Consider the following 21,019-nt stretch of genomic DNA (forward strand, 5'->3'; position numbering starts at 1 on the left):
TCTGGGTACTCAGCCCTCGCCGGCGGCCCGGTCGAGGCCGACATTGTTTTTCTCGAGGACCCGGTCAGCGCGATAGCTGGAGCGCACCAGCGGGCCGGAGACCACCTCGAGGAATCCCTTGCCAAGACCGATTTCGCGGAAGCGCTCGAACTGCGCCGGGGTCACGTACCGATCCACCGGCAGGTGGTTGATGGTCGGGCGCAGATACTGACCGAAGGTGACGATGTCGACGCCGATGGCGCGCAGGTCATCCATCGTCTCGATAATCTCCTCGTCGGTCTCGCCGAGGCCGAGCATCAGACTGGTCTTGGTCAGGATGTCAGGCCGACGGGCCTTGGCATGGGCCAGGACATCAAGTGTTTGCTGATAGCCGGCGCGGGGATCGCGGACCGGGTGGGTCAGGCGCTTCACCGTCTCGACGTTCTGGGCAAAGACCTCCAGGCCCGTGTCGACGACCGTATTGATCGCCTCGGTGCGGCCGTCGAAATCGGGGGTGAGGGCCTCGACGGCGGTGCCGGGATTGCGGCGCTGGATTTCACGGATGCACGCGGCATAGTGCCCCGCGCCCCCGTCCGGCAGGTCGTCGCGGTCCACGGAGGTCAGCACCACGTACTTCAGCCCCATGAGCTCGACGGTTTCGGCGGCACCGGCGGGCTCGTTCTCATCCAGCCAGCCGCGGGGATTGCCCGTGTCGACTGAGCAGAACCGGCACGCCCGCGTGCAGACATCGCCCATCAGCATGATGGTGGCGGTGCCAGCACTCCAGCACTCGCCCATGTTGGGGCACATGGATTCCTCGCAGACCGTGGCCAGCTTGTGCTCGCGGACAGTCTTGCGAACCTTCTGGTAGGTCTCTCCCGTCGGAACTTTCACCCGCAGCCAGTCGGGTTTGTCCCCGCGGACGCTCGGTTCCGCATTACGCTGCGTTTTAATGCCGTTTTTGATGGCCCGGACGCCGTTGGGCTTGCTGACCTTCTGGCCGCTGCTGACGACGACGGGGATGCCCTTGAGTTCACTCATGCGAGGCTCCCATTGCTGGAATTCAGTCCTTGCCGTAGGGATTGTTCATTACGGAAAACCAGTTCGAGTGCGCCTTGTCCGCGGTTTCTTTGTAGCCTTCAACTTCCTCGCGCGAGACCTCCTCGCGCAGTTGGGCATCACTGACCGGCCGGGGATCAAAACCGTCCTCGTTCTGCTTGCCTTGTGCTTTGTCGCGATCGTCGCTCATTACACCTCTCCCGGGTGCAAATCCGTATAATGATCAGTATACGCACCGACGCGGGGCACGCTCCATGGCCGCAGAGTCACAAGTCGATTACGACCAGGATCTGGATGCCCGAGGGCTCAACTGTCCGTTACCGATTTTGCGTACAAAACAAATGCTTCGCGACATGACCGAGGGTGAGTCACTGCGCGTCCGTGCCACAGACCCGCATGCCCTGATCGACTTTCAGGGCTTCTGCGATCGTAGCGCGCATGAGCTCGTCGCTTATGACGAGGCTGAGGGCGTATTTACTTTCTGGCTTCGAAAAGGCCCGGGCTAACACCCAGTCGCCCCAGTACCGACTCGAATACGATGGCCATGCGCCGGCGGAACGACACACTGGGGTGATAGGTAAGGCTAATCAGCTCCATGCGCTCGCGGCGCTCGAGCAGCAGGTCATCGCTCGTGCCGAGGTCATCGACCAGTCCCAGTTCCAGCGCCCGCTCTCCCAGCCAGTGCTCGCCTGTGGCGACCTGATCGACGTCGAGGCGGGGGCGATAGCGCGCAATGTGATTGCGGAACAAGCTATGGACTTCCTGCAACGACTGGCGAAAGTGCGCTCGCCCCTCGTCGGTGTTCTCACCAAAGACCGTGAGATCGCGCTTGTGCTCGCCGGCGGTGTGTAGCTCAAATTCGACGTCGTGGCGCTTGAGCAGGCCATGGAAGTTCGGTAGCTGTCCCACGACACCGATCGAGCCAATGATTGCGAACGGCGCGGCGACGATGCGATCGGCCACGCAGGCCATCAGATAACCGCCGCTGGCCGCGACGCGATCCACCGCAATGGTGAGGCGGATGCCTTTTTCGCGCAGCCGGGCCAGTTGACTCGCGGCAAGGCCATAACCCGGCACCATGCCGCCTGGGCTCTCGAGCCGCAGGAGGACCTCGTCATCGCGCTTTGCACTCGCGATGACTGCGCTGACCTCTTCGCGCAGGGCTTCCGTTGCGCTGGCGCGAATATCGCCCTCGAAGGTCAGCACGAATAAGCGCGGTAGCCGACCCTCGCCGGCCCGCTGGGTTTTTTGCTGGCGCCGGTCGCGCAGGCGCTTCAGCAGCCCTTTGCCGCTCTTGCGCGCGCCCTGATCGATGCGCTCAGCCATGTCTTTGTAGCGGCGGTTGAGCGGCTCGACTTCCAGGCGCTCGCGCTGGCGGTTGCGGCCCTTACCCGCCATACCGCCGAGCATGCCCAGCACCACGGCAAACGCCACCAGCAGGGTAAGCACCCGAGCGAGGAAAAGGGCATAATCCTGGATGAATTCCATTCGTGGTCTCCTTGCGTCGAACCCAACAGTCTACGCGAGCCAGCCACTGGGGTAAGCCTTAGAGTCATCCATGAACCCGTGCATTTCGACACCGTTTTCCTATCGTGGCTGTGATGTGCTCACCCTGCGGCAGATCGACCGCATGAACGACACGGTTAAGGGCACGGCGTTTCGGGTGTTTAAGCGGGTACGGGGCGAGCTGGTGGAAGGTCAGGACTATTTTGTACTCGACGCCCATGGAGACGAGCCTATCCTGGCGGCGCTCCACGCGGGTGATGCCGTCTACGCCAGTAGTCAGGTCATCGTGCTCCTCACGCAGACGGCCTATGCCCGCATGCGGGCCACTGCTAATCTTCCCCGATCATGATGACGCTGATTGAATGGCTGAGGCCGTGGGAGCCTTCTGCGCCGGTATTTATCGCCTGTGTCCTTGCCGTGGTGATCTACGTCACTGGCATGCTGCGCGGTGCAACCCCGGGGTTCTGGTCGGCGCTGTCGTATTTCGTGGGCGTCGGGCTTATCTATCTCGTGACCCAGACGCACTACGATTACTACTCGCAGTATCTGTTTTCGGCTCACCGCCTACAGCATTTGATTTTGCATCACCTGGGTCCGTTTCTGATTGCGCTGGCGATGCCAACGAGCGTGTTCGCCACCGCCATGCCCGTCGCCTGGCGGCGCTGGCCGGCTGGCCGGCTTGCCCCGGTTTTCCACGTGCTGAAGCTAGGCTACCGGATGCTGCAGCAGCCGTTCATCGCGGGGTTCCTGTTTGTTGGGCTGATCTACTTCTGGCTGACTCCGGAGATCCACTTCGACGCCATGCTGAGTGTGGATCGCTACTGGTTCATGAACTGGACGATGGCGGTGGATGGGCTGCTGTTCTGGTGGCTCATCTTCGAGCGCGGCGGCCAAGGCGTGACGCCGCGGCTGTCACCGGGCAAGCGGATTTTGGTGCTGGCGCTTATCATGCCGCCGCAGATCGCGCTGGGCGCCTACATCACCTTTAGCGATCAGAACCTCTTCGAGATTTATGACGTCTGCGGTCGGGCCTTTCCCATCTCGCCGATGCTTGATCAGCAGATAGGTGGGCTGATTACCTGGATTCCTGCGGCCATGATGAGTGTTATCGCAGCGGTGATTGTCCTCGCCTTCCGCCTGGAGAGAGATGATGAGAGACGCTGATTCGATGTTCCCCTGTCGTCCCCGCCGCGCGTGGGCCAGGGCCTGTATGTTTGTGGTGCTGGCGGCACTGGTGTTGGCGGGCTGTGGCGGTGAAGACTACGAAACCAAGGGTATTGAGGGGCTGCTGCCCACCCTGGCGTTCGAGCTGCAAAGCGAGACGGGCGAGACCATTACGGAGGCCGATTTTGCTGGCGCACCGACGGTGGTGTTTTTCGGGTTTACCAACTGCCCGGATGTCTGCCCCACGGCCATGGCCCGCATTGCGGCAGCCACTGAGGCCGCGGGTGCGTCACTGGATGGCGAGTTGCAGGTGTTGTTCGTGTCTGTGGACCCCGGCCGAGACGACCCGGAGCGGCTGGCCCGCTATACCGATTTCTTCAGTGACCGGGTGACCGGCGCCACGGCTGATGTGCCGACGCTCAAGACGCTGACGAAGCGCTATCGCGCCACCTTTGGTTATGACGAGCCCAACGAGTTCGGTGACTACAACGTGTCGCACGCCAGTGCGATGTACGTGTTTGACGCCAAAGGCGAAGCGCGCGCCCTGTTCCGTCCCTCGGACAGCGTGGCCGCAATGGCCGCTGATTTGCGGCGCATCGGCCAGCAGCGGGACCGCTCCTAGTGGTCGAAGAGATCCTTGTCAGTCACTGCGCCGTAAGAGGCTGAGCTGACGAGTTTGGCAAACTTGCCGAGCACGCCCCGGCGGTAGTTCGGTGGCCGGGGGGTCCATTGGGCCCGCCGCGCATCCAGCGTGGCCGTGTCCACCTTCACCTCCAGCAGATTCTGATCGGCGTCGATCACAACGGTGTCGCCTTCCTCTACCAGCCCGATATTGCCACCCGTTGCGGCTTCTGGGGCGACATGGCCAACCACCATGCCGTAGGTGCCGCCGGAGAACCGCCCATCGGTGATCAGGCCCACCGAGTCACCCAGCCCACGGCCGATAATCGCCGAGGTGGGGGCCAGCATCTCGCGCATACCGGGGCCGCCCACGGGACCCTCATAGCGAATGATCAGGACGTCACCGGCCCGAATCTGATCATCCAGGATGGCCTCCATCGCAAGCTCTTCAGAGTCGAATACCCGCGCGGGGCCCTCGATGCGCCGATTTTTAATGCCGCTGATTTTTGCGACGGCTCCGCCTTCTGCCAGATTGCCCCGCAGGATGGCCAGATGGCCTTCGGGGTACATCGGGTTGTCAAAGCCTCGGATGATGTCTTGATCAGCCGGCGGCGTCTCGGGCACCTCGGCGAGGAGTTCCTCGATGGTTTGGCCGGTGATGGTCATGCACTCGCCATGAAGGAGGCCTTTGGCCAGCAGCATTTTCATGACCTGAGGGGTGCCACCGACATCATGGAACTCGCTGGTGACATAGCGCCCGGAGGGTTTGAGATCGCAAAGCACCGGCACCTGGCGCCGAATGCGCTCGATGTCATCAATGGACAGGTCCACCTCGCAGGCATTGGCGATGGCCAGGAAATGCAGCACAGCGTTGGTTGAGCCGCCCACGGCCATCAACAGGCTCAGACCATTCTCGAAGGCCTTGCGGGTCATGATGTCCCGGGGCAGCCGCTGATGGTGGATCGCATCGACCAGCACCTCGGCCGATCGTGCCGCGACCGTATGCGACTCCTCATCGACAGCCGATACGGTGCTGGAGCCCATCAGGCTCATGCCCATGGCCTCGAAGGCGCTCGACATGGTGTTGGCGGTATACATCCCGCCACAGGAGCCGGCGCCGGGGCAGGCATTCATTTCGACGCCCTTGAGATCGTCATCGGATAGCCGACCGGCAGCCGCCTCACCCACCGCCTCAAAGGCACTCACGATGGTGAGATCCTTGCCTTTGTAGTGCCCCGGCTTGATCGTGCCGCCGTAGACAAAGATCGCTGGGATATTGAGGCGCGCGATCGCAATCATCGCACCGGGCATGTTCTTGTCGCAGCCACCGGTGGCGAGCACGCCATCCAGGCTCTGGCCATTGCAGACCGTCTCGATGGAGTCGGCAATCACCTCCCGGGAAACCAGGGAGTACTTCATGCCCTCGGTGCCCATCGAGATGCCATCCGAGATCGTGATCGTGCCGAACATCACCGGCATGGCCCCGGCGCTGCGCAGTGCGTCGCTGGCGCGCTCGGCCTGAGCACCAATGCCGAGGTTGCAGGGCGTGATCGTGCTGTGCGCGTTGCCGACACCGACGATCGGTTTGGAGAAGTCCTCATCGCCAAAGCCGGCGGCCCGCATCATCGCGCGGTTGGGAGTGCGGGCGAGGCCCTCGGTGGTCACGCGGCTGCGGCGATTGTCGGCCATGGTCTTTCCTCGGGCTGGATGGGTGTTCGGTTCAAACGGGCAAAATACGAAACTCCTGGCGCGCTGGCAATCATTGCGGGTCCGGATCAAGCACCAGTCATGGCATACTCTCCCGCAGACGCCTGCTTTTCGTGAACGGTTGCTGTGACCACGCCGAGTGCCCGCTACGCTGCTGACCTGACTGACGGGGGGTTCCTTGAGGACTCGGCGCAACAGGCTGCCGTGGTGGCGCTGGATCAGCTCTACCATCAGCTATTGGCCGAGCGCGGCAAGTCGTCCCATGGGCTCAAGGGCCTATTCTCTCGCCGATCGCGTCAGCCCGCGGTCGTTCCGGGGCTTTATCTCTGGGGTGGCGTTGGCCGCGGCAAGACCTATCTCATGGATACCTTCTACGAGTGTTTGCCGGCCTCCATCGGCAAGCGTCGGGCGCATTTCCACCGATTTATGCAGTCCGCCCACGAGCGTCTTCGGGTGCTTCGCGAACAGCCGGATCCCTTGCGCCGTCTGGCCGATGAATGGTCACAGGAAGTCCGCGTCCTGTGCTTTGACGAGTTTTTTGTCAGTGATATCGCCGATGCAATGATTCTCTCCGGGTTGTTGCATGGCCTGGTGGAGGCGGGCGTCACCCTGGTGGCGACCTCGAATGTTAGTCCATCCGGGCTCTACGAAGGCGGTTTGCAGCGGGAGCGGTTTCTCCCGGCCATCGATTTGCTTGAGCGCACGACCCGGGTGCTGAATGTCGACGGGGGCACGGACTACCGTTTGCGTCTACTCAGCCGTGCGCCGATCTACCATGTGCCAGCAGACGCCCGGGCAGAAGCGGCCATGGCCAATAGCTTCGAGCAGCTCTGCCCTGAGCGCGAGCATGCCGAGCCCGTTTTAACGATCAACCATCGCCAGATCCCGGCTCGCGGTTTGGGCGATGGCGTGCTGTGGGCCGGGTTTGAGGCGCTTTGTGAGGGCCCCCGCAATACCGATGATTACGTGGAAATCGCCCGGCAGTTTCATACTGTCCTGATTTCCGGGGTGCCGATCCTGGACCGGGAGTGCGAGGACGCGGCCCGGCGCTTCATTGCCCTGGTCGATGAGTTCTATGATCACGGCGTCAAACTCATTCTCTCAGCGACGGCGGATGTCGACTGGCTATATCGCGGGTATCACCTGCGATTCGAGTTTCGTCGCACGGTGTCGCGCCTGCAGGAGATGCAGTCATACGAATACCTGGGCAGTCCGCACCGACCCTGAGCATTTGTCCCCAAAGCCTGTGGATAACTCTGTGGACTATCGGGGGGATGAACGCTGCAAGCGTTGTTATGACAAGGGTGCTGTTAGATCGGCTAATTCTTAACCAAAGCATAAAAGCCAATAAAAACAGTCATTTACTAACATACGTGAGCAATCAATAAGTTAGCGCACACATGCAAGATTCTTTGGCTGAAAGATGTGCATAACCGCGTCTGTCAAGCCCTACCGTAAGAGCGCGGCGACGTGCTGTGAGACCCCACGGGACAACGCTCCGAGGTCATAGCCGCCCTCTAGCATTGAGCAGATGTGCCCCCCGCAACAATAATTTGCCACCGCGACCAATTCGTCGGTGATCCAGCCAAAATCGTCGGCCCCCAGGGACAGGCCGGCGAGCGGGTCCTCGGCCGCCGCATCAAAACCGGCGGAAATAATCAGCAACTCCGGATCGAAGTCGATCAAGGCTGCGATGGCCTCGCCATGAAACTGCTGGCGGTAGGCTGCCGAATCCGTGCCTTCGGCCAACGGGAGGTTGAGGATGTTGCCGGGCAGATTGTCCTGGCGACTGCCCGTTCCGGGGAAGAGGGGGTATTGGTGCAGGGAAAGGTAGAACAACCCAGGCATGTTGGCGAACATCGCCTGTGTGCCATTGCCGTGATGGACATCAAAATCGACCACGGCGACGCGCTGAACACCATGGTTGACCTGCGCATGACGGGCGGCAATGGCCACGTTATTGAACAGACAAAACCCCATTGATTCACCAGGCTCGGCGTGATGCCCGGGTGGACGGACCGCACAGAAAACCCGCCGCGCCTCGCCGGTCTGGATGGCATCAACCGCCTGGATACCCGCGCCTGCGGCACGCAGCGCCGCTTCAGCAGAGCCGGGTGAAACCACGGTGTCAGCGTTCAGCTGTGCCCGCCCCTCAAGCGGGACGCAGTCCAGAATGGTCTGGATGTAGTCGATCTCGTGCACCCGGGCGAGGGCCTCTGGTTGGGCAAGCGCCGCTTCGTGGCGCTGGAGGTCGGCAAAGGTCGGGTCATCCAGGCTGTCCAGTACGGTTTTTAGACGCTCGATACGCTCGGGGTGCCCTGGACCGGTGTCATGAGTCAGGCACGCGTCATGAGTTAGCAACCAGGTGGACATCGATTCAGTCGACGCCCGGCACGGCCTGACGAAAACGCACCGCGTAGGGTCCGCCCGGGCCATGCGGGTTCACCATGAGCTCGAAATTGAGGCTTTCATCAGGTTCGTAATCGAAGGTGCCAATGTAGGAGACCCAATCGTCCTCGCGGACCCGTTGCGCCGGGATATCACGGAGGTCTTCACGATCGTCGCGAACCCCGATCTCGACACTGGCCGGCACCGGTTGGCCATCCTGCAATACGGTGATCATGACCAGCGCCTTCGTGCGGCTACGCAGTATTCCATAGCTTTCCGCAACGCTCGGATTCAGCGATCCGGTGGGTATCGCGTTGTAGTGCACCTCGTAGTCATCAAAGGTCTCTGCCCGCTGGGCACTGGCCGTGATCGCCAGTGCGAGGAGCATCAGCGCAGTCGATCGAACCAGAAACCGGTGCATGGTTGTCATGGCCACCTCCCATCAGGCACGACAGATTCGGTAGAGCGCGATTTCCCCGAACAGATTGGGCATGAACCCGCCGATCAGAGGCCGCTTTAGATCATGAGATAACACGCGCCGCTCAATAATGTGAATACCCAGCGCCTCGCAGAGCGCTTCGAAGTCACGAATGGTGCAGAAGTGGATGTTGGGCGTTTCGTACCAAGCGTAGGACAGGGCCTCGCTCATGGGCATGCGCCCGCGTACGGCGATATGCCAGCGCAGCCGGTAATGGGCAAAGTTCGGAAACGTCACGATGCCCGTGCGCCCAACCCGCATCATCTCGCTTAAAAGCTGATCAGGCCGCTGCACCGCCTGGAGGGTCTGGGTCATGATGACCTGATCGAACGCATCGTCTTCAAAATCAGCCAGGCCCTTATCGAGATCGCTCTCAATGACGTTAATGCCATTGGCAATGCTCTGGCTGATCCCTTCAGGGTCAATTTCCAGGCCGTAGCCGGTGGCACGGCGCTGCTCGAACAGATGCCGCAGTAGCAGGCCATCACCGCAGCCAAGGTCAAGCACCCGCTGCCCCTCTTCGACCCAGTTGGCCACGATTTCGAGGTCGGCACGCAGTGGACTCATGCCCCCACCTCCTCGGCCACGCGGTTCATGTACGCGCCAAAGACCTCTTGATAGCGCGGCACCGGCATGAGGAAGGCATCATGACCATGGTCCGCCTCGATTTCCGCGTAACTGACGCGTTTGTTGATATCGAGCAGGGCGCGAACAATCTCGTGAGAGGCAGCCGGTGGAAAGCGCCAGTCGCTGGTAAACGAGGCCACGAAAAAGGGTGCGGTCGTTCGTGCGAGTGCTTTCGACAGATCACCGCCGGTGGCAGCGGCTGGATCGAAGTAATCCAGCGCCTTGGTCATAAGCAAATAGGTGTTGGCATCAAAGCGGTCCACAAAGGACTCTCCCTGGTGGCGCAGATAGCTCTCGACCTCGAATTCAACGCCGTAGTGAAATCCGAACGCGCCGCGTTCGTCGCGACGCTCGCGGCCAAATTTCTCTCCCATGGCGGCTTCGGAGAGATAGGTTATATGCCCGAGCATGCGGGCAAGCATGAGCCCCGTGCGCGGCCGGTCACCGGTCAGTGCGTAGCGGCCTTCATGAAAATCGGGGTCAGAGCGGATGGCTTGGCGCGCGACTTCGTTAAAGGCGATGTTCTGGGCGGACAGACGCGGCGCGGCAGCGATGACGATCGCGTGCCCGATGCGCTCTGGCAGATCGATCGCCCACTGCAGCGCCTGCATACCGCCCAGACTGCCACCCGCCACCGCGGCCCAGCGCTCGATGCCCAGGTGATCGGCAAGGCGTGCCTGGGTGCGCACCCAGTCGCCCACGGTGACGAGGGGGAAGTCGGCACCGTAGGCTTGTCCGGTCGCAGGGTCTTCACTGGTGGGCCCGGTGGAGCCGTGACAGCCACCGAGGTTGTTGCTGCACACCACAAAAAAGCGGTTGGTATCGAGTGGCTTGCCGGGACCGATGCACGCCTCCCACCAACCCGGCTTGCGCGCATCTTCGCTGTCATAGCCCGCGGCATGATGGTTACCGGACAGGGCATGACAGACCAGGATGGCATTCGTGGCGTCGGCGTTGAGGACCCCGTAGGTCTCGTAGGCGAGCGTATAGCCGGGCAGCTCGCGGCCGCATTCGAGCAGGAGCGGCTCGTCGAAGCGGACGGACTGTGGACTGACGCGTCCGACGGAGTCTGCAGGCAGAGTCGCCGCCATCGCTACATCATCAGCCCGGGGGCGATTCGATCAAGCGGCGGGAGCACCAGCATTTTCACCACCTGGATGGCGATGATCGCGGCCAACGGCGAGAGGTCAACGCCGGCAACCGGGGGCAGCACCGAGCGGATCGGCCGGATCACCGGTTCGGTCAGGCTGAGCAAAACCGTGGTCGCCGGGTTGTAATCATTGGGGCTGACCCAGGAGAGGATCGCCCGGACAACAATGGCCACCAGGTAGAGGTTAAGCAGCAGGCTGATCAGTTCTGCGGGTGTGCGCAGCAAAAGGTAGTCCACCCGTGGCGTCACGCCGGCGATCACCATCAACGCGGCAAGCCCCAGCATCTGCAGCAGAATCATCAGGACAACGGCAGACAGATCGATGCCGCCCCAGCCCGGGATCAGCCGCCGGAACGGTGCGAGCAGCGGTTGGGTGATGCGAACGAGGAACTGGGAGAGCGGGTTGTAGAAATCCGCGCGTGCCCACTGGAGCAGGAAACGCAGCATGACCGCCATGATGTACAGGCTAAAGATCGTATCAACGAGAAACGCCAGTGGCGTCGCGAGGTAGCCGGATCCCATGGTTACTGTGCCCCTAGTTCATCGCCGAGCTCGGCGGCTCGGGCCGCTGCTGCGTCAAGCGTGCGTTGATAGACCGCTGCCAGATCGGCGTGTTCGAGCTGCTCTAGGGCGGCTGCGGTCGTGCCACCGGGTGAGGTGACCCGGCGCCGAAGCGTGGCGGGATCTTCGGCACTCTCCAGCGCCATTCGCGCTGCGCCAAGGGCCGTTTCAAGTGTCAGGAGCCGGGCCGTCTCTTCGGTCAAACCGAGCCGTTCAGCGGCCGCCTGCATGACCTCCATGGTCATGAAGAAATACGCGGGGCCACTGCCCGACAGCGCGGTGACCGCATCCATTTGCTGTTCATCGGGCAGCCAGACAACCAGGCCGACGGCGCGCATCGTGGTCTCGGCAAGGTCGCGCTGGTCAGCGGTGGCCATTGGCATTGCGAAAAGCGCCGTTGCACCGGTCTGCACCAGCGCTGGTGTGTTCGGCATGGCGCGTATCACGGGCACGTCACCGCCCAGCCAGTCGGCGATGTCCGTGGTCCGGACGCCAGCGGCAATGGAGATAACGACGCTGCCAGCGTCACGCAGCTGATTGCCCAGATCCCGGGCCACATCAGCCATCGTGTGGGGTTTAACGGCGAGGATGACAGCATCGGCGCCCCGCGCTGCGGTGGCGTTGTCTTCAAAGCCCTGGATGCCGAAATCACTGATCATCTGTTCCCGGCGGTCGGTATCGGGTTCAGCAACCCGCAAGGCGGCCGGCGGGTGACCGTCCGCGATCAGGCCCCCGATCAGGCTACGGGCCATGTTGCCCCCGCCAATAAACGCAATGGTCGTCTCGCTCACGATGACTTCTCCGGTCGGGGTCCGAAAACCGCGGTGCCCAGGCGCACCAGCGTGGCACCCTCGGCCACGGCGGCCTCCAGATCGTTAGACATACCCATGGATAGCGTATCGAGTGTTAATCCCTCGTCAATCAGCTGCTCCTGCAACACGCGCAGTTGCCGAAAAGCCGAGCGCTGCTCGGCAAACGATTCGACCGCTTCAGGCAGCGTCATGAGACCACGCAGCCGCAGTCCCGGTAGCGCGGCAACCGCGTGGGCGAGCTCGCTGACCGCGTTCGGTTTAACCCCCGCCTTACTGGCCTCGCCGCTGACATTAACCTGAATGCAGCACTGCAGCGGCGCAAGGTGCTGGGGGCGCTGTTCGGAGAGGCGCCGGGCGATCTTGAGCCGGTCAACGGCATGCACCCAGTCAAAGCCCTCGGCTGCGGCCCGGGTTTTGTTCGACTGCAAGGCGCCGACAAAATGCCATTCGATCGTCTCATCGGCGAGCTGGGCCCGCTTTTCCACGGCCTCCTGCAGATAGTTTTCGCCGAAGGCCTGCTGTCCGAGGCTCAGGGCGACGCGAATGGCATCCACCGGCTGTCGTTTGCTCACGGCCAGCAGCGCCACGCTCCCTGGCTGACGACCATACTGCGCTTCGGCCGCACGAAGCCGCTGGCGAACGGCATCCAGGCGAGTCGCAATGGGTTCGGATAAATCAGTCATTGCCGGAATGATACGGCTGGAGTGTTCACGGCGTCGAATCTCGAACAGCGCTGGGCAGTTCGACCACCTGCAGCTGCCTCACGCTGGCTGCCAGGTCGGCGCGGTGCTGACCCAGTGCGCTCCATGGCCCGCAGGCAATGATTTGCAGCGACTGGCGAAACTCAGCTGGTGTTTCACTGAGATAACGCCCTAGCAGCTCGAAAACGCTGCCCTCGTAGACGCCCGGGCGGTCATCACGGCCAAGGGCGACGCGTGCGGCCACACCCTGGCGCTCCAGCGGCGCAATGCCCGCGATCGCCCCGTCCGCAAGGGCGGGCACATAAAAGCGGGAGGGCACCAATCGTGCTGGCACACCGTATTGGCCGCCGAGCAAGGCCAGTCGTGTTCGCTCGGCATGGCGCTCGGCAAAGGCAAGGGCAGGCCCAATCCCCAGGTCCTCGCCCAGAATGATCAATGGGCCATCGCCTGACACCTGAATGGCCTCGCCCTGGATGGCTGAGACGTTCGCGATGACGCCTGGTCCCAGGCGTTCGGGCGATAAGGCCCCTGGGACAATGCCCGCCAGCCAGCCTTCCCGCGGGTCGGCATCCCGCACCGGTAGACAGTGTCGGTCGCCCCCTGCGTCCAGCCATAGCCATTGACCTGGCGATGGCGCTGCTCCGTGCCATTCAAGGCGTATGAGTCGCCAGTCGTCGGCTACGGGCGTTGCGTCAATCAGTCGGACGGGGGTCATGCCTCCGCAATCGAATGGACAAGCCGGCCGCCCACCAGGGTATGGCGGACCTGTGCGGAGAATTCCCAGCCAAGGAAAGGCGAGTTTTTGCCGCGGCTGCGCAGGGTTTCTGTGCTGCAGAACCACGGCTTGTTCGGGTCGACCACGGCGATGTCGGCGGGCGCACCCTCGGTTAGACGCCCTGCCTCCAGGCCAAGCAGCCGGGACGGCGCGATGGTCACGGTCGCCAGTGCCTGATGCAGGGAGAGGACCCGGTCCTCGACGAGCCGGAGCACGAGCGCCAGTAGCGTATCAAGGCCAGAGGCACCGGGCGCGGTGCTTGAGAACGGCCCATCCTTGGCATCGCGATCATGGGGCTGATGATCAGAGCACAGGATGCTGATGACGCCCTCAGCGACCGCGCTACGCAGTGCTTCCCGATCAACGATGTCCCGCAGCGGTGGCGCCAGATGGAAGCGCGGGTCGTAGTCCATGGCGTCCTGCTCGGTCAGGAAGAGCTGATGAATGGCCGCATCGGCGCTCAGCGCCCGGTTTTCGCGGAGCGCGCCGGCCAGCAGACGCACGCCGTCTGCGCTGGAGATCCGGCCAAAATGCACCCGGGCACCCGTCGCGCCGGCCACGGCCAGCTGGCGGCCGAGCCCCGCCGTCTCCGCCGCGGCGGGAATGCCTGGCAGGCCCAGTCGCGTGGCGGTTGGTCCTTCGCTGAGGCAGCCCTGGGCCAGCTCCGGATCGACCGGAGTGAGCAGGCCGGGTAGGGAGAAAGTGCTGGCGTAGTCGAGCGCACGGCGCAGAACCAGAGAGTCGGTGACGGGCTGCCCACCATCGCTTAGTGCTGGACATCCAGCGGCGGCAAGCGCGGCCATTCCAGAGAGTTGCTCGCCACCCAGCCCCTGGGTTAAGGCGCCCAAGGGTGCAATGCGTGCGGCACCCGCCATGTCTGCCCGGTGGTTCACGAGGTCCACGACCGAGGGAGTGTCCATGACCGGGTTGGTGTCGGGGGGCATGGCCAGGGTGGTGATGCCACCGGCCACGGCCGCACGGGCCTCACTGGCAATATCGGCTTTGCGGGTGGCGCCAGGCTCGCGCAGGCGCGCGCACAGATCGATCAGTCCCGGGATAACCCAGTGGCCGGCAGCATCCAGGGTGCGCTCTGGCGAGAAGTCGTTCGCCTCGTTGCCGAGCGCAACGACGCGCCCGTCGGCAATCGCCACATCCCCTACTTCATCGCGTTCTGTCGCCGGGTCGATCAGTCGCCCACCGCGAATCAGGATTCGGCTCATGTCGTCTCCCGCGCGTTATCCGGGGCAACGCCCAGCACCATGGTCATCACCGCCATGCGCACCGCGATGCCATTGGTCACCTGATCCAGGATGACTGACCGTGGCCCATCAGCCAGGGCGGAATCGATCTCCACGCCACGATTAATCGGCCCCGGGTGCATGACGATCGCCTCTGGATGTGCGACGGCCAGCCGGGATTCGGTCAGTCCGTAATGCCGGAAGTATTCCGACTCACCGGGTAGGAGGGCCCCCTGCATGCGCTCGCGTTGAAGCCGCAGCGCGATCACGACATCCGCGTCGCGCAGCCCGGCGCTCAGGTCGGTGTAGACCTGCACCCCCAGTGCTTCGACGTCGGCGGGCAGCAGCGTCTTGGGCGCGACCACGCGAATCTCGCCGGCACCGAGGCCGTTGAGGGCATGAATCTGGGAGCGTGCAACGCGGGAGTGCCGAATGTCGCCCACAATGGCGATCCGCAGGGGCTCAAACGCGCCTTTGTGCTGGCGAATGGTAAAGGCATCCAGCATGGCCTGTGTGGGGTGTGCGTGCCAGCCGTCACCGGCATTAAGAACCGCAACGCCCGGGTCGACATGACGCGCGAAGTACTCGGCGGCTCCGCTCTCGCTATGCCGGACCACGAACATATCGGCCTGCATGGCCTGGAGGTTGCGGAGCATGTCGAGCAGGCTTTCGCCCTTGGTCGTTGTGGTATCCACGCTGACGTTCAGTACGTCAGCAGACAGTCGCTTGGCGGCGAGTTCGAAGGTGGTCCGCGTGCGCGTGCTCGATTCAAAGAACAGGTTGATGACGGTGCGGCCGCGCAGCAGTGGAACGGTCTTCACCGACTTGCCGATCACGCCCGAGAAGGACTCGGCTGTATCCAGTATCTGCGTGAGCAGTTGCGGATCGACCCCTTCCGTTGTCAGAAAATGCCGCAACCGCCCCTGATCGTCGAGTTGCACGCTCATGCCGTCGCCTCCTCGATGACGAGGTGTAGCGGATCCGGGCCTCGCAGTTTGACGCGCTGACGGGGCGGCAACTCGATAGGGTGCGCGCTGATGTCGGGCTCGATCGGTAGCTCCCGACCCGGTCGCTCAAGCAGCACGGCGAGGCGGACGGCCGCGGGCCGGCCGTAGTCGAAAATCTCGTTGAGTGCGGCGCGGATGGTCCGGCCTGTGTAGAGAATGTCGTCGACAAGGATGATGATCCGATCGTCGATATCGAGCGGCATGCGCGTGGGTCGTACTTCACTTTGAAGGCCGCCGCGGGCGAGGTCATCCCGGTAAAAGGCGATATCCACCGCGCCAGGCTCACCCGGGAGGCCCAGTCGCTGTTGCAAGGCGTCTGCAAGCCAGGCGCCGCCCTGATGAATACCGACGAGTGCGCATCGCTCGCGGCCCTCAGTCTCAATCAGGGCGCCCACCTGATCGGTCAGATTGGCCAGCAAGGGTTCGATGTCGGGGAGGGAGTTGTTCACAACGACCGCTCACTTATCCAAGTCTCAAGAATAATACGCGCTGCCTCGGCATCGAGCACGTCGGTGCGCTCCCCTCGCGCTTCAAGGGCTTGTGCCGCAGCATGGCTGGATAGGCGCTCGTCAATGCGATGGACACTGCAGCCGCTTCGCCGCGCCAATTCGCCTGCAAACCGCTCAGCGAGACGGGTGCTATCCGAGGCACTGCCATCGTCGTGGTAAGGCATGCCCACAATCAGGGCGTGGGGCTTCCATGCATGGATCAGTTCATCCACCGCCGTCCAGTCCGGTTGTCCGTGCTGACATGGCAGTACAGTCAGGGCGCGGGCATGGCCCGTGATTGTCTCGCCGACCGCCACGCCGAGGCGCCGCTGGCCGGCGTCAAAACCCAGGTAGGTCGCACTGGCGCTGCTCATGGGCGAGCAGTATCCGTCAGCACCCGTGGCGGGACAAGCATGGCCATCGGGCTCAGCGGCGGTGTCCCACCAGACGGCGCTCGATCGCGGCAAAGAGGTCACCGGAGAGGTTGGTTCCCTGCTGGGCATCGATCTCCCGCACGCACGTGGGGCTGGTGACGTTCACCTCGGTCAGGTAGCCCCCGATCACATCGAGGCCGGCAAAGAGAATCCCATGCTCGGCGAGCAGGGGTTTGACCTGTTCGACGATCCACTGCTCACGCTCGGTCAATGGCGAGGCAACGCCACGCCCGCCGGCGGCCAGGTTGCCGCGGCTCTCGCCGGCCGCGGGCATCCGGGCCAGCGCGAAAGGCGCTGGTTCCCCATCGATGACCAGAATGCGGCGATCGCCGTCGCTGATTTCCGGCAGGTAGCGTTGCGCCATGACATAGCGGGTGCCGCGCTCTGAGAGCTGCTCGATGATCACGCTCGTGTTGGGGTCGCCTGCGTAAACCACGAAGATCGCCTCGCCGCCCATGCCGTGGAGGGGCTTCAGTACGGCGCGCTCCTGGGCGTTGATGAAGGCCTTGAGTGGTTCGGCCTGCATTTCAACAACCGTGGGTGTGCAGCATTGGGGGAAATGGGCGATGGCGAGTTTCTCCTGGACATCGCGCAACCCGCTGGGGCGGTTGACGACCAGCGCACCGGCGCGCTCCGCCACCTCAAGAATGTGCGTGGCGTAGACATAGGCACTGTCCACCGGCGGATCCTTGCGCATCAGGATCGCGTCCAGGTTGGCCAGGGGCTCATCCTCGCGCTCATCGAGGGTAAACCAGTCATGGTTGTCGTCGCGCACTGCCAGCCGGGCACCATTGCCATACGCAATGCCGTCTCTTAGGGACAAATCAGCGAGGGTCAGATAACGGATCTCCCAGCCACGGCGCTGTGCCTCCAGCAGCATCGACAGCGTGGTGTCTTTGTACGGCGTGATCCCTTCGATGGGGTCCATGACGACCCCGAGGCGGTAGGCCATGGGTGGCTCCTCTCGCGGATGTTAATAATCGCGTCAGTGTAACGGACGCGCAGCTTTGTGGTTGAGCGCCCAGAGCCCCAGCACTGGACCGGGCAGAAGCCAAAGCGCCACCCAGGGTCCCTGCACGCTCCAAAGATGACTGGTCAGGGCGATCGCGGGGATGGTCAGGCCAAAGCCGATGGCGTTCATGATGGCGAGCGAGGCGCCGACGCGGTGCGTGGGCGCGCTTGCGGAAGCGAGTGCCGAGAACTGTGGTGAGTCAGCGCTAACCGTCAGGCCCCAGACCAGTAGCAGACCGATCAGCAGCACCGGGGGTATGCCAAGGGCGGTGAATATTGGGTAAAGCAGGCAGAGCCCGCCCGAGATGGCCAGCGCCCGGCTGGCCACCCAGCCACTCCCCCGGTCGCGACTGAGCCGGCCACCGATGACACAGCCGAGGAGCCCGATTCCGATGATCATCCAGGAAAGGATCGGCACGGCTTCGGCGGGCGCTCCGAGACGCTCAACTTCTCGGGCCACGAACAGCGGGACCAGCATCCAGACCGCATAAACCTCCCACATGTGCCCGAAGTAGCCTCCGGCCGCTGCCCGAAAGCCCGGCACGCTCAGGGCTTCCAGCCCACTCCGCAGTGCCAGTGGCCCGGCCGTGGGTGGGAGATGCGGGCCGTCTCCCAGGCGCAGAACGAGGCCGCCGCCTACGATCGCGAGGCCGGATGCCCCCAGGAGGACCCCCTCCCAGGGCAGGCCGAGTGTCAGTCCCCGCATGAGATGGGGTGTGGCTGTGCCAAGCGTGAGCATGCCGACCAGCCAGGCCAAAGCAGCGCCCGCGTGGGCGGGCGTCCAGGCGATCACCATTTTCATGCCAAGGGGGTAGATCCCGGCCAGGCAGAGCCCGGTCAGGAAGCGGAGCAGGCTATCCCATGGGGCATGAGCCGCCGTCAGGATGAAGCCCGCGTTGGTGAGCGCGCCGAGCAGGCTCGCCGTGGCGAAAATCCGACTGGCGGAAAATCGATCAGCGAGGCCGGTGGTCGCAAGGACAAGTGTGCCGACGATGAATCCCGCCTGGACGCTCAGCGTCAGCCGGCCAAGATCGCTCTCGCCCAGCCCTAACTCCCCGGCCAATGAGAACCAGACCCCATTGATGCTGAACCACAAAGCGGTGCCGAAAAGCTGAGCGACCACAATCACGGCGAGCGGCCGGCGCCTCAGTCCTGTCATCGTCGGCTCTATCCGAGATCGCCGATGACGGTCTGGATGACCGCAAGCGCGGCGACCGGGGCGGTATCGCTGCGCAGTATGCGGGGGCCCAGGCGAATACGCTGCCAGCCAAGATCCGCGACCCGCTGGATTTCTTCGGGGGCGAGGCCGCCCTCGGGCCCGATCAGCGTGGCGAGCTGTTCGGTGGGCTTCAGGTCGCGGGCGGCTCGGTCACCCTCGGTGTCAAAGATCACACCGGGGAGGCTGTCCACCTCGGCAAGCCCTGCCTCAAGAGAGCACGGCGAATCAATCGAGGGGATGCGATTGCGCCCACATTGCTCACAGGCCGCGATGGCCACCGCCTGCCAGTGGCGCTGCTTTTTCGCCCAGCGCTCGCTGTCCAGCCGGACCACGCAGCGCTCGCTGATTACTGGGATGATGCGGGCGACGCCAAGCTCAGTGGCCTTTTGCATGGCGTAGTCCATGCGCTCGCCCTTACTGATGCCCTGCAGCACGGTGACGGCGACGGGCGCCTCGGCTTCGCGTGGCGTATGAGCGTCGATGCGCGCCTGGGCCCGACGGCGCTGAAGATCGACGAGGGTTGCGGTGTACTCACCACCGGTGCCATCAAAAAGCACAAGCCCGTCACCGCTGCGCAGTCGACGGGCTTGTAGATGTCGAACCGCCGAATCGGGGAGGTCCATGACCGCCCCGATCGGGGGAAGGCCTGTCACAAACAGGCGTGTGGTGGGCTCAGTAGCGATAGTGCTCGGGCTTGAACGGGCCTTCCACCGGGACGCCGATGTAGTCAGCCTGCTCGCTAGCCAGGGTCGTGAGCTTCGCCCCGATCTTCTCGAGGTGCAGACGGGCCACTTCCTCGTCCAGATCCTTCGGCAGCACATACACCTCGTTGCGGTAGCTGCCGTCGTTGTTGAACAGTGCCATCTGGGCGAGCACCTGATTGGTGAAGCTCGCCGACATCACGAAACTCGGATGACCGGTGGCGCAGCCCAGGTTCATCAGGCGGCCCTCGGCGAGCAGAATGATCTTCTTGCCGTCGGGGAAGCGAATGTGATCGACCTGCGGCTTGATGTTCTCCCACTCGTACTGACGCAGGCCGGCCACGTCGATCTCGTTGTCGAAGTGCCCGATGTTGCAGACGATGGCCTCGTTCTTCATGGCCTTCATGTGATCGTGGTTGATCACATTGTAGTTGCCGGTGGCGCTGACGAAGATGTCGGCCTGGCTGGCAGCCTCGTCCATCGTGACCACGCGGTAGCCTTCCATCGCCGCCTGCAGGGCACAGATCGGATCCACTTCGGTCACCCAGACGCTGGCACCCAGTGCCTTCAGACTCTGTGCACAGCCCTTGCCGACGTCGCCGTAACCGGCCACCACCGCGATCTTGCCGGCGATCATGACGTCGGTGGCGCGCTTGAGGCCATCCACCAGCGACTCGCGGCAGCCATAGAGGTTGTCGAACTTGGTCTTGGTCACCGAGTCGTTGACGTTCATGGCCGGGAAGGGCAGCTCGCCGGTCTGCTGCATCTCATAGAGCCGTTTGGCACCGGTCGTGGTCTCTTCAGTGACGCCTTTGATCGCAGCCTGAGTGCGGGCATAGAAGCCGGGCTTTTCCTGCAGCCGCCGACGGATCGCGGCGAAAAGGGCGCGTTCCTCGTCGCTGTCCGGATTATCGAGCACGGAGGGATCCTGTTCGGCCTGGGCGCCAAGGGTGACGGCCAGGGTGGCATCGCCCCCATCGTCAAGGATCATGTTCGGCTCACCATTGGGCCATTCGAGGATGCGGTGGGTGAACTCCCAGTAGTCCTCCAGCGATTCACCCTTGTAGGCGAATACCGGCGTGCCGGCCTCAGCGATCGCTGCGGCGGCATGATCCTGGGTAGAGTAGATGTTGCAGCTTGCCCAGCGGCACTCAGCGCCCAGCGCCTCGAGGGTCTGAATCAGGACCGCCGTCTGAATGGTCATATGAATCGACCCCGCCACGCGGGCGCCTTTCAGCGGCTTTTCATCGGCGTACTTCTCGCGCAGCGCCATCAGGCCGGGCATCTCGGTTTCGGCAATATCCATTTCGCGACGGCCAAACGGGGCCAGGCTCGCGTCGGCGATAATTGATCCAGAAAGCTTAGTCTCAACGACAGCGTTCATGGCTTCACT

General features: G+C 63.3%; 25 protein-coding genes. 5 read left to right on the forward strand and 20 right to left on the reverse strand.

The features are described from left to right. Nucleotides 1-9: 9 nt before the first annotated feature. Together lipA and SPISAL_RS01540 are read right to left on the reverse strand one after the other, a co-directional pair. Nucleotides 10-1,020: a lipoyl synthase gene (gene lipA, locus SPISAL_RS01535; RefSeq protein WP_016352713.1), complete on the reverse strand. Its 1,011-nt coding sequence runs from the start codon at nucleotides 1,018-1,020 to the stop codon at nucleotides 10-12. A gap of 22 nt (nucleotides 1,021-1,042) precedes the next feature. Beyond that, a complete protein-coding gene (locus SPISAL_RS01540; RefSeq protein ID WP_016352714.1) occupies nucleotides 1,043-1,228 on the reverse strand; it encodes a hypothetical protein in 186 nt (61 codons plus the stop codon). 64 nt (nucleotides 1,229-1,292) lie between these two features. Between SPISAL_RS01540 and SPISAL_RS01545 the strand changes: the two genes are divergently transcribed. Next, the gene (locus SPISAL_RS01545; protein WP_016352715.1) at nucleotides 1,293-1,544 is read left to right on the forward strand and encodes a sulfurtransferase TusA family protein; all 252 of its coding nucleotides are present in this window, start codon (nucleotides 1,293-1,295) and stop codon (nucleotides 1,542-1,544) included. On the opposite strand, the gene sohB is transcribed toward SPISAL_RS01545, so the two are convergent. Next, nucleotides 1,513-2,526 carry a protease SohB gene (sohB, locus tag SPISAL_RS01550; protein WP_016352716.1) on the reverse strand — a complete coding sequence of 338 codons (1,014 nt, stop codon included), beginning with the start codon at nucleotides 2,524-2,526 and terminating at the stop codon, nucleotides 1,513-1,515. The genes SPISAL_RS01545 and sohB overlap by 32 nt on opposite strands. Before the next feature lie 70 nt (nucleotides 2,527-2,596). Between sohB and SPISAL_RS01555 the strand changes: the two genes are divergently transcribed. Genes SPISAL_RS01555 through SPISAL_RS01565 form a run of 3 tightly spaced genes read left to right on the forward strand, consistent with a single transcriptional unit; the run spans nucleotide 2,597 to nucleotide 4,330 of the window. Further along, complete coding sequence (locus SPISAL_RS01555; protein ID WP_016352717.1) at nucleotides 2,597-2,893, forward strand: ORF6N domain-containing protein; 297 nt, start codon at nucleotides 2,597-2,599, stop codon at nucleotides 2,891-2,893. Continuing rightward, nucleotides 2,890-3,708, forward strand: a complete 819-nt coding sequence (locus tag SPISAL_RS01560) for a cytochrome c oxidase assembly protein (RefSeq protein ID WP_016352718.1) — start codon at nucleotides 2,890-2,892, stop codon at nucleotides 3,706-3,708. The genes SPISAL_RS01555 and SPISAL_RS01560 overlap by 4 nt, the downstream gene beginning before the upstream one ends. Nucleotides 3,709-3,754: 46 nt before the next feature. Next, complete coding sequence (locus tag SPISAL_RS01565) at nucleotides 3,755-4,330, forward strand: SCO family protein (RefSeq protein ID WP_016352719.1); 576 nt, start codon at nucleotides 3,755-3,757, stop codon at nucleotides 4,328-4,330. Here SPISAL_RS01565 and ilvD read toward each other — a convergent pair. Next, nucleotides 4,327-6,018 (reverse strand): dihydroxy-acid dehydratase, encoded by a 1,692-nt coding sequence (ilvD, locus tag SPISAL_RS01570; protein ID WP_016352720.1) that lies wholly within the window; start codon nucleotides 6,016-6,018, stop codon nucleotides 4,327-4,329. The two genes, SPISAL_RS01565 and ilvD, sit on opposite strands and share 4 nt — an antisense overlap. 144 nt (nucleotides 6,019-6,162) lie before the next feature. Here ilvD and zapE point away from each other — a divergent pair, with 144 nt between their 5' ends. Further along, nucleotides 6,163-7,263 carry a cell division protein ZapE gene (gene zapE / locus SPISAL_RS01575; protein ID WP_016352721.1) on the forward strand — a complete coding sequence of 367 codons (1,101 nt, stop codon included), beginning with the start codon at nucleotides 6,163-6,165 and terminating at the stop codon, nucleotides 7,261-7,263. A gap of 222 nt (nucleotides 7,264-7,485) precedes the next feature. Here the strand turns inward: zapE and SPISAL_RS01580 are convergent, their stop codons facing one another. Genes SPISAL_RS01580 through ahcY form a run of 16 tightly spaced genes read right to left on the reverse strand, consistent with a single transcriptional unit; the run spans nucleotide 7,486 to nucleotide 21,010 of the window. Then, nucleotides 7,486-8,409, reverse strand: a complete 924-nt coding sequence (locus tag SPISAL_RS01580) for a histone deacetylase family protein (protein WP_016352722.1) — start codon at nucleotides 8,407-8,409, stop codon at nucleotides 7,486-7,488. 4 nt (nucleotides 8,410-8,413) lie between these two features. Further along, nucleotides 8,414-8,854, reverse strand: coding sequence for a DUF4426 domain-containing protein (locus tag SPISAL_RS01585; RefSeq protein ID WP_016352723.1), 441 nt, complete (start codon nucleotides 8,852-8,854; stop codon nucleotides 8,414-8,416). Nucleotides 8,855-8,866: 12 nt separating this feature from the next. Beyond that, on the reverse strand, nucleotides 8,867-9,469 hold the full coding sequence (gene metW / locus SPISAL_RS01590; RefSeq protein WP_016352724.1) for a methionine biosynthesis protein MetW: 603 nt from the start codon (nucleotides 9,467-9,469) through the stop codon (nucleotides 8,867-8,869). Next, the gene (metX, locus tag SPISAL_RS01595) at nucleotides 9,466-10,620 is read right to left on the reverse strand and encodes a homoserine O-succinyltransferase MetX (RefSeq protein ID WP_016352725.1); all 1,155 of its coding nucleotides are present in this window, start codon (nucleotides 10,618-10,620) and stop codon (nucleotides 9,466-9,468) included. The genes metW and metX overlap by 4 nt, the downstream gene beginning before the upstream one ends. A 2-nt stretch (nucleotides 10,621-10,622) precedes the next feature. Continuing rightward, entirely contained in the window at nucleotides 10,623-11,201 is a 579-nt protein-coding gene (locus SPISAL_RS01600) for a YggT family protein (protein WP_016352726.1), read from the reverse strand. Nucleotides 11,202-11,203: 2 nt separating this feature from the next. Beyond that, nucleotides 11,204-12,031, reverse strand: coding sequence for a pyrroline-5-carboxylate reductase (gene proC / locus SPISAL_RS01605; protein WP_016352727.1), 828 nt, complete (start codon nucleotides 12,029-12,031; stop codon nucleotides 11,204-11,206). Next, on the reverse strand, nucleotides 12,028-12,735 hold the full coding sequence (locus SPISAL_RS01610; protein WP_016352728.1) for a YggS family pyridoxal phosphate-dependent enzyme: 708 nt from the start codon (nucleotides 12,733-12,735) through the stop codon (nucleotides 12,028-12,030). The genes proC and SPISAL_RS01610 overlap by 4 nt, the downstream gene beginning before the upstream one ends. A gap of 25 nt (nucleotides 12,736-12,760) precedes the next feature. Further along, nucleotides 12,761-13,468 carry a hypothetical protein gene (locus SPISAL_RS08640; protein WP_144060358.1) on the reverse strand — a complete coding sequence of 236 codons (708 nt, stop codon included), beginning with the start codon at nucleotides 13,466-13,468 and terminating at the stop codon, nucleotides 12,761-12,763. Next, a complete protein-coding gene (locus SPISAL_RS01620) occupies nucleotides 13,465-14,748 on the reverse strand; it encodes a dihydroorotase (RefSeq protein ID WP_016352730.1) in 1,284 nt (427 codons plus the stop codon). The genes SPISAL_RS08640 and SPISAL_RS01620 overlap by 4 nt, the downstream gene beginning before the upstream one ends. Beyond that, nucleotides 14,745-15,713: an aspartate carbamoyltransferase catalytic subunit gene (locus SPISAL_RS01625; protein ID WP_016352731.1), complete on the reverse strand. Its 969-nt coding sequence runs from the start codon at nucleotides 15,711-15,713 to the stop codon at nucleotides 14,745-14,747. Before SPISAL_RS01625 ends, SPISAL_RS01620 begins: the two co-directional genes overlap by 4 nt. Next, on the reverse strand, nucleotides 15,710-16,222 hold the full coding sequence (gene pyrR / locus SPISAL_RS01630) for a bifunctional pyr operon transcriptional regulator/uracil phosphoribosyltransferase PyrR (RefSeq protein ID WP_016352732.1): 513 nt from the start codon (nucleotides 16,220-16,222) through the stop codon (nucleotides 15,710-15,712). The genes SPISAL_RS01625 and pyrR overlap by 4 nt, the downstream gene beginning before the upstream one ends. Beyond that, complete coding sequence (gene ruvX / locus SPISAL_RS01635; protein ID WP_016352733.1) at nucleotides 16,219-16,635, reverse strand: Holliday junction resolvase RuvX; 417 nt, start codon at nucleotides 16,633-16,635, stop codon at nucleotides 16,219-16,221. The genes pyrR and ruvX overlap by 4 nt, the downstream gene beginning before the upstream one ends. Before the next feature lie 52 nt (nucleotides 16,636-16,687). Next, the gene (gene gshB / locus SPISAL_RS01640; RefSeq protein WP_016352734.1) at nucleotides 16,688-17,647 is read right to left on the reverse strand and encodes a glutathione synthase; all 960 of its coding nucleotides are present in this window, start codon (nucleotides 17,645-17,647) and stop codon (nucleotides 16,688-16,690) included. Nucleotides 17,648-17,680: 33 nt separating this feature from the next. Then, nucleotides 17,681-18,865, reverse strand: a complete 1,185-nt coding sequence (locus SPISAL_RS01645) for an MFS transporter (RefSeq protein WP_016352735.1) — start codon at nucleotides 18,863-18,865, stop codon at nucleotides 17,681-17,683. Nucleotides 18,866-18,873: 8 nt separating this feature from the next. Continuing rightward, nucleotides 18,874-19,578: a 16S rRNA (uracil(1498)-N(3))-methyltransferase gene (locus tag SPISAL_RS01650; RefSeq protein ID WP_041389127.1), complete on the reverse strand. Its 705-nt coding sequence runs from the start codon at nucleotides 19,576-19,578 to the stop codon at nucleotides 18,874-18,876. A gap of 19 nt (nucleotides 19,579-19,597) precedes the next feature. Then, nucleotides 19,598-21,010, reverse strand: a complete 1,413-nt coding sequence (ahcY, locus tag SPISAL_RS01655) for an adenosylhomocysteinase (protein ID WP_016352737.1) — start codon at nucleotides 21,008-21,010, stop codon at nucleotides 19,598-19,600. Nucleotides 21,011-21,019: the final 9 nt, after the last annotated feature.

It is taken from the genome of Spiribacter salinus M19-40 (assembly GCF_000319575.2).
Taxonomy (GTDB): Bacteria; Pseudomonadota; Gammaproteobacteria; order Nitrococcales; family Nitrococcaceae; genus Spiribacter; species Spiribacter salinus.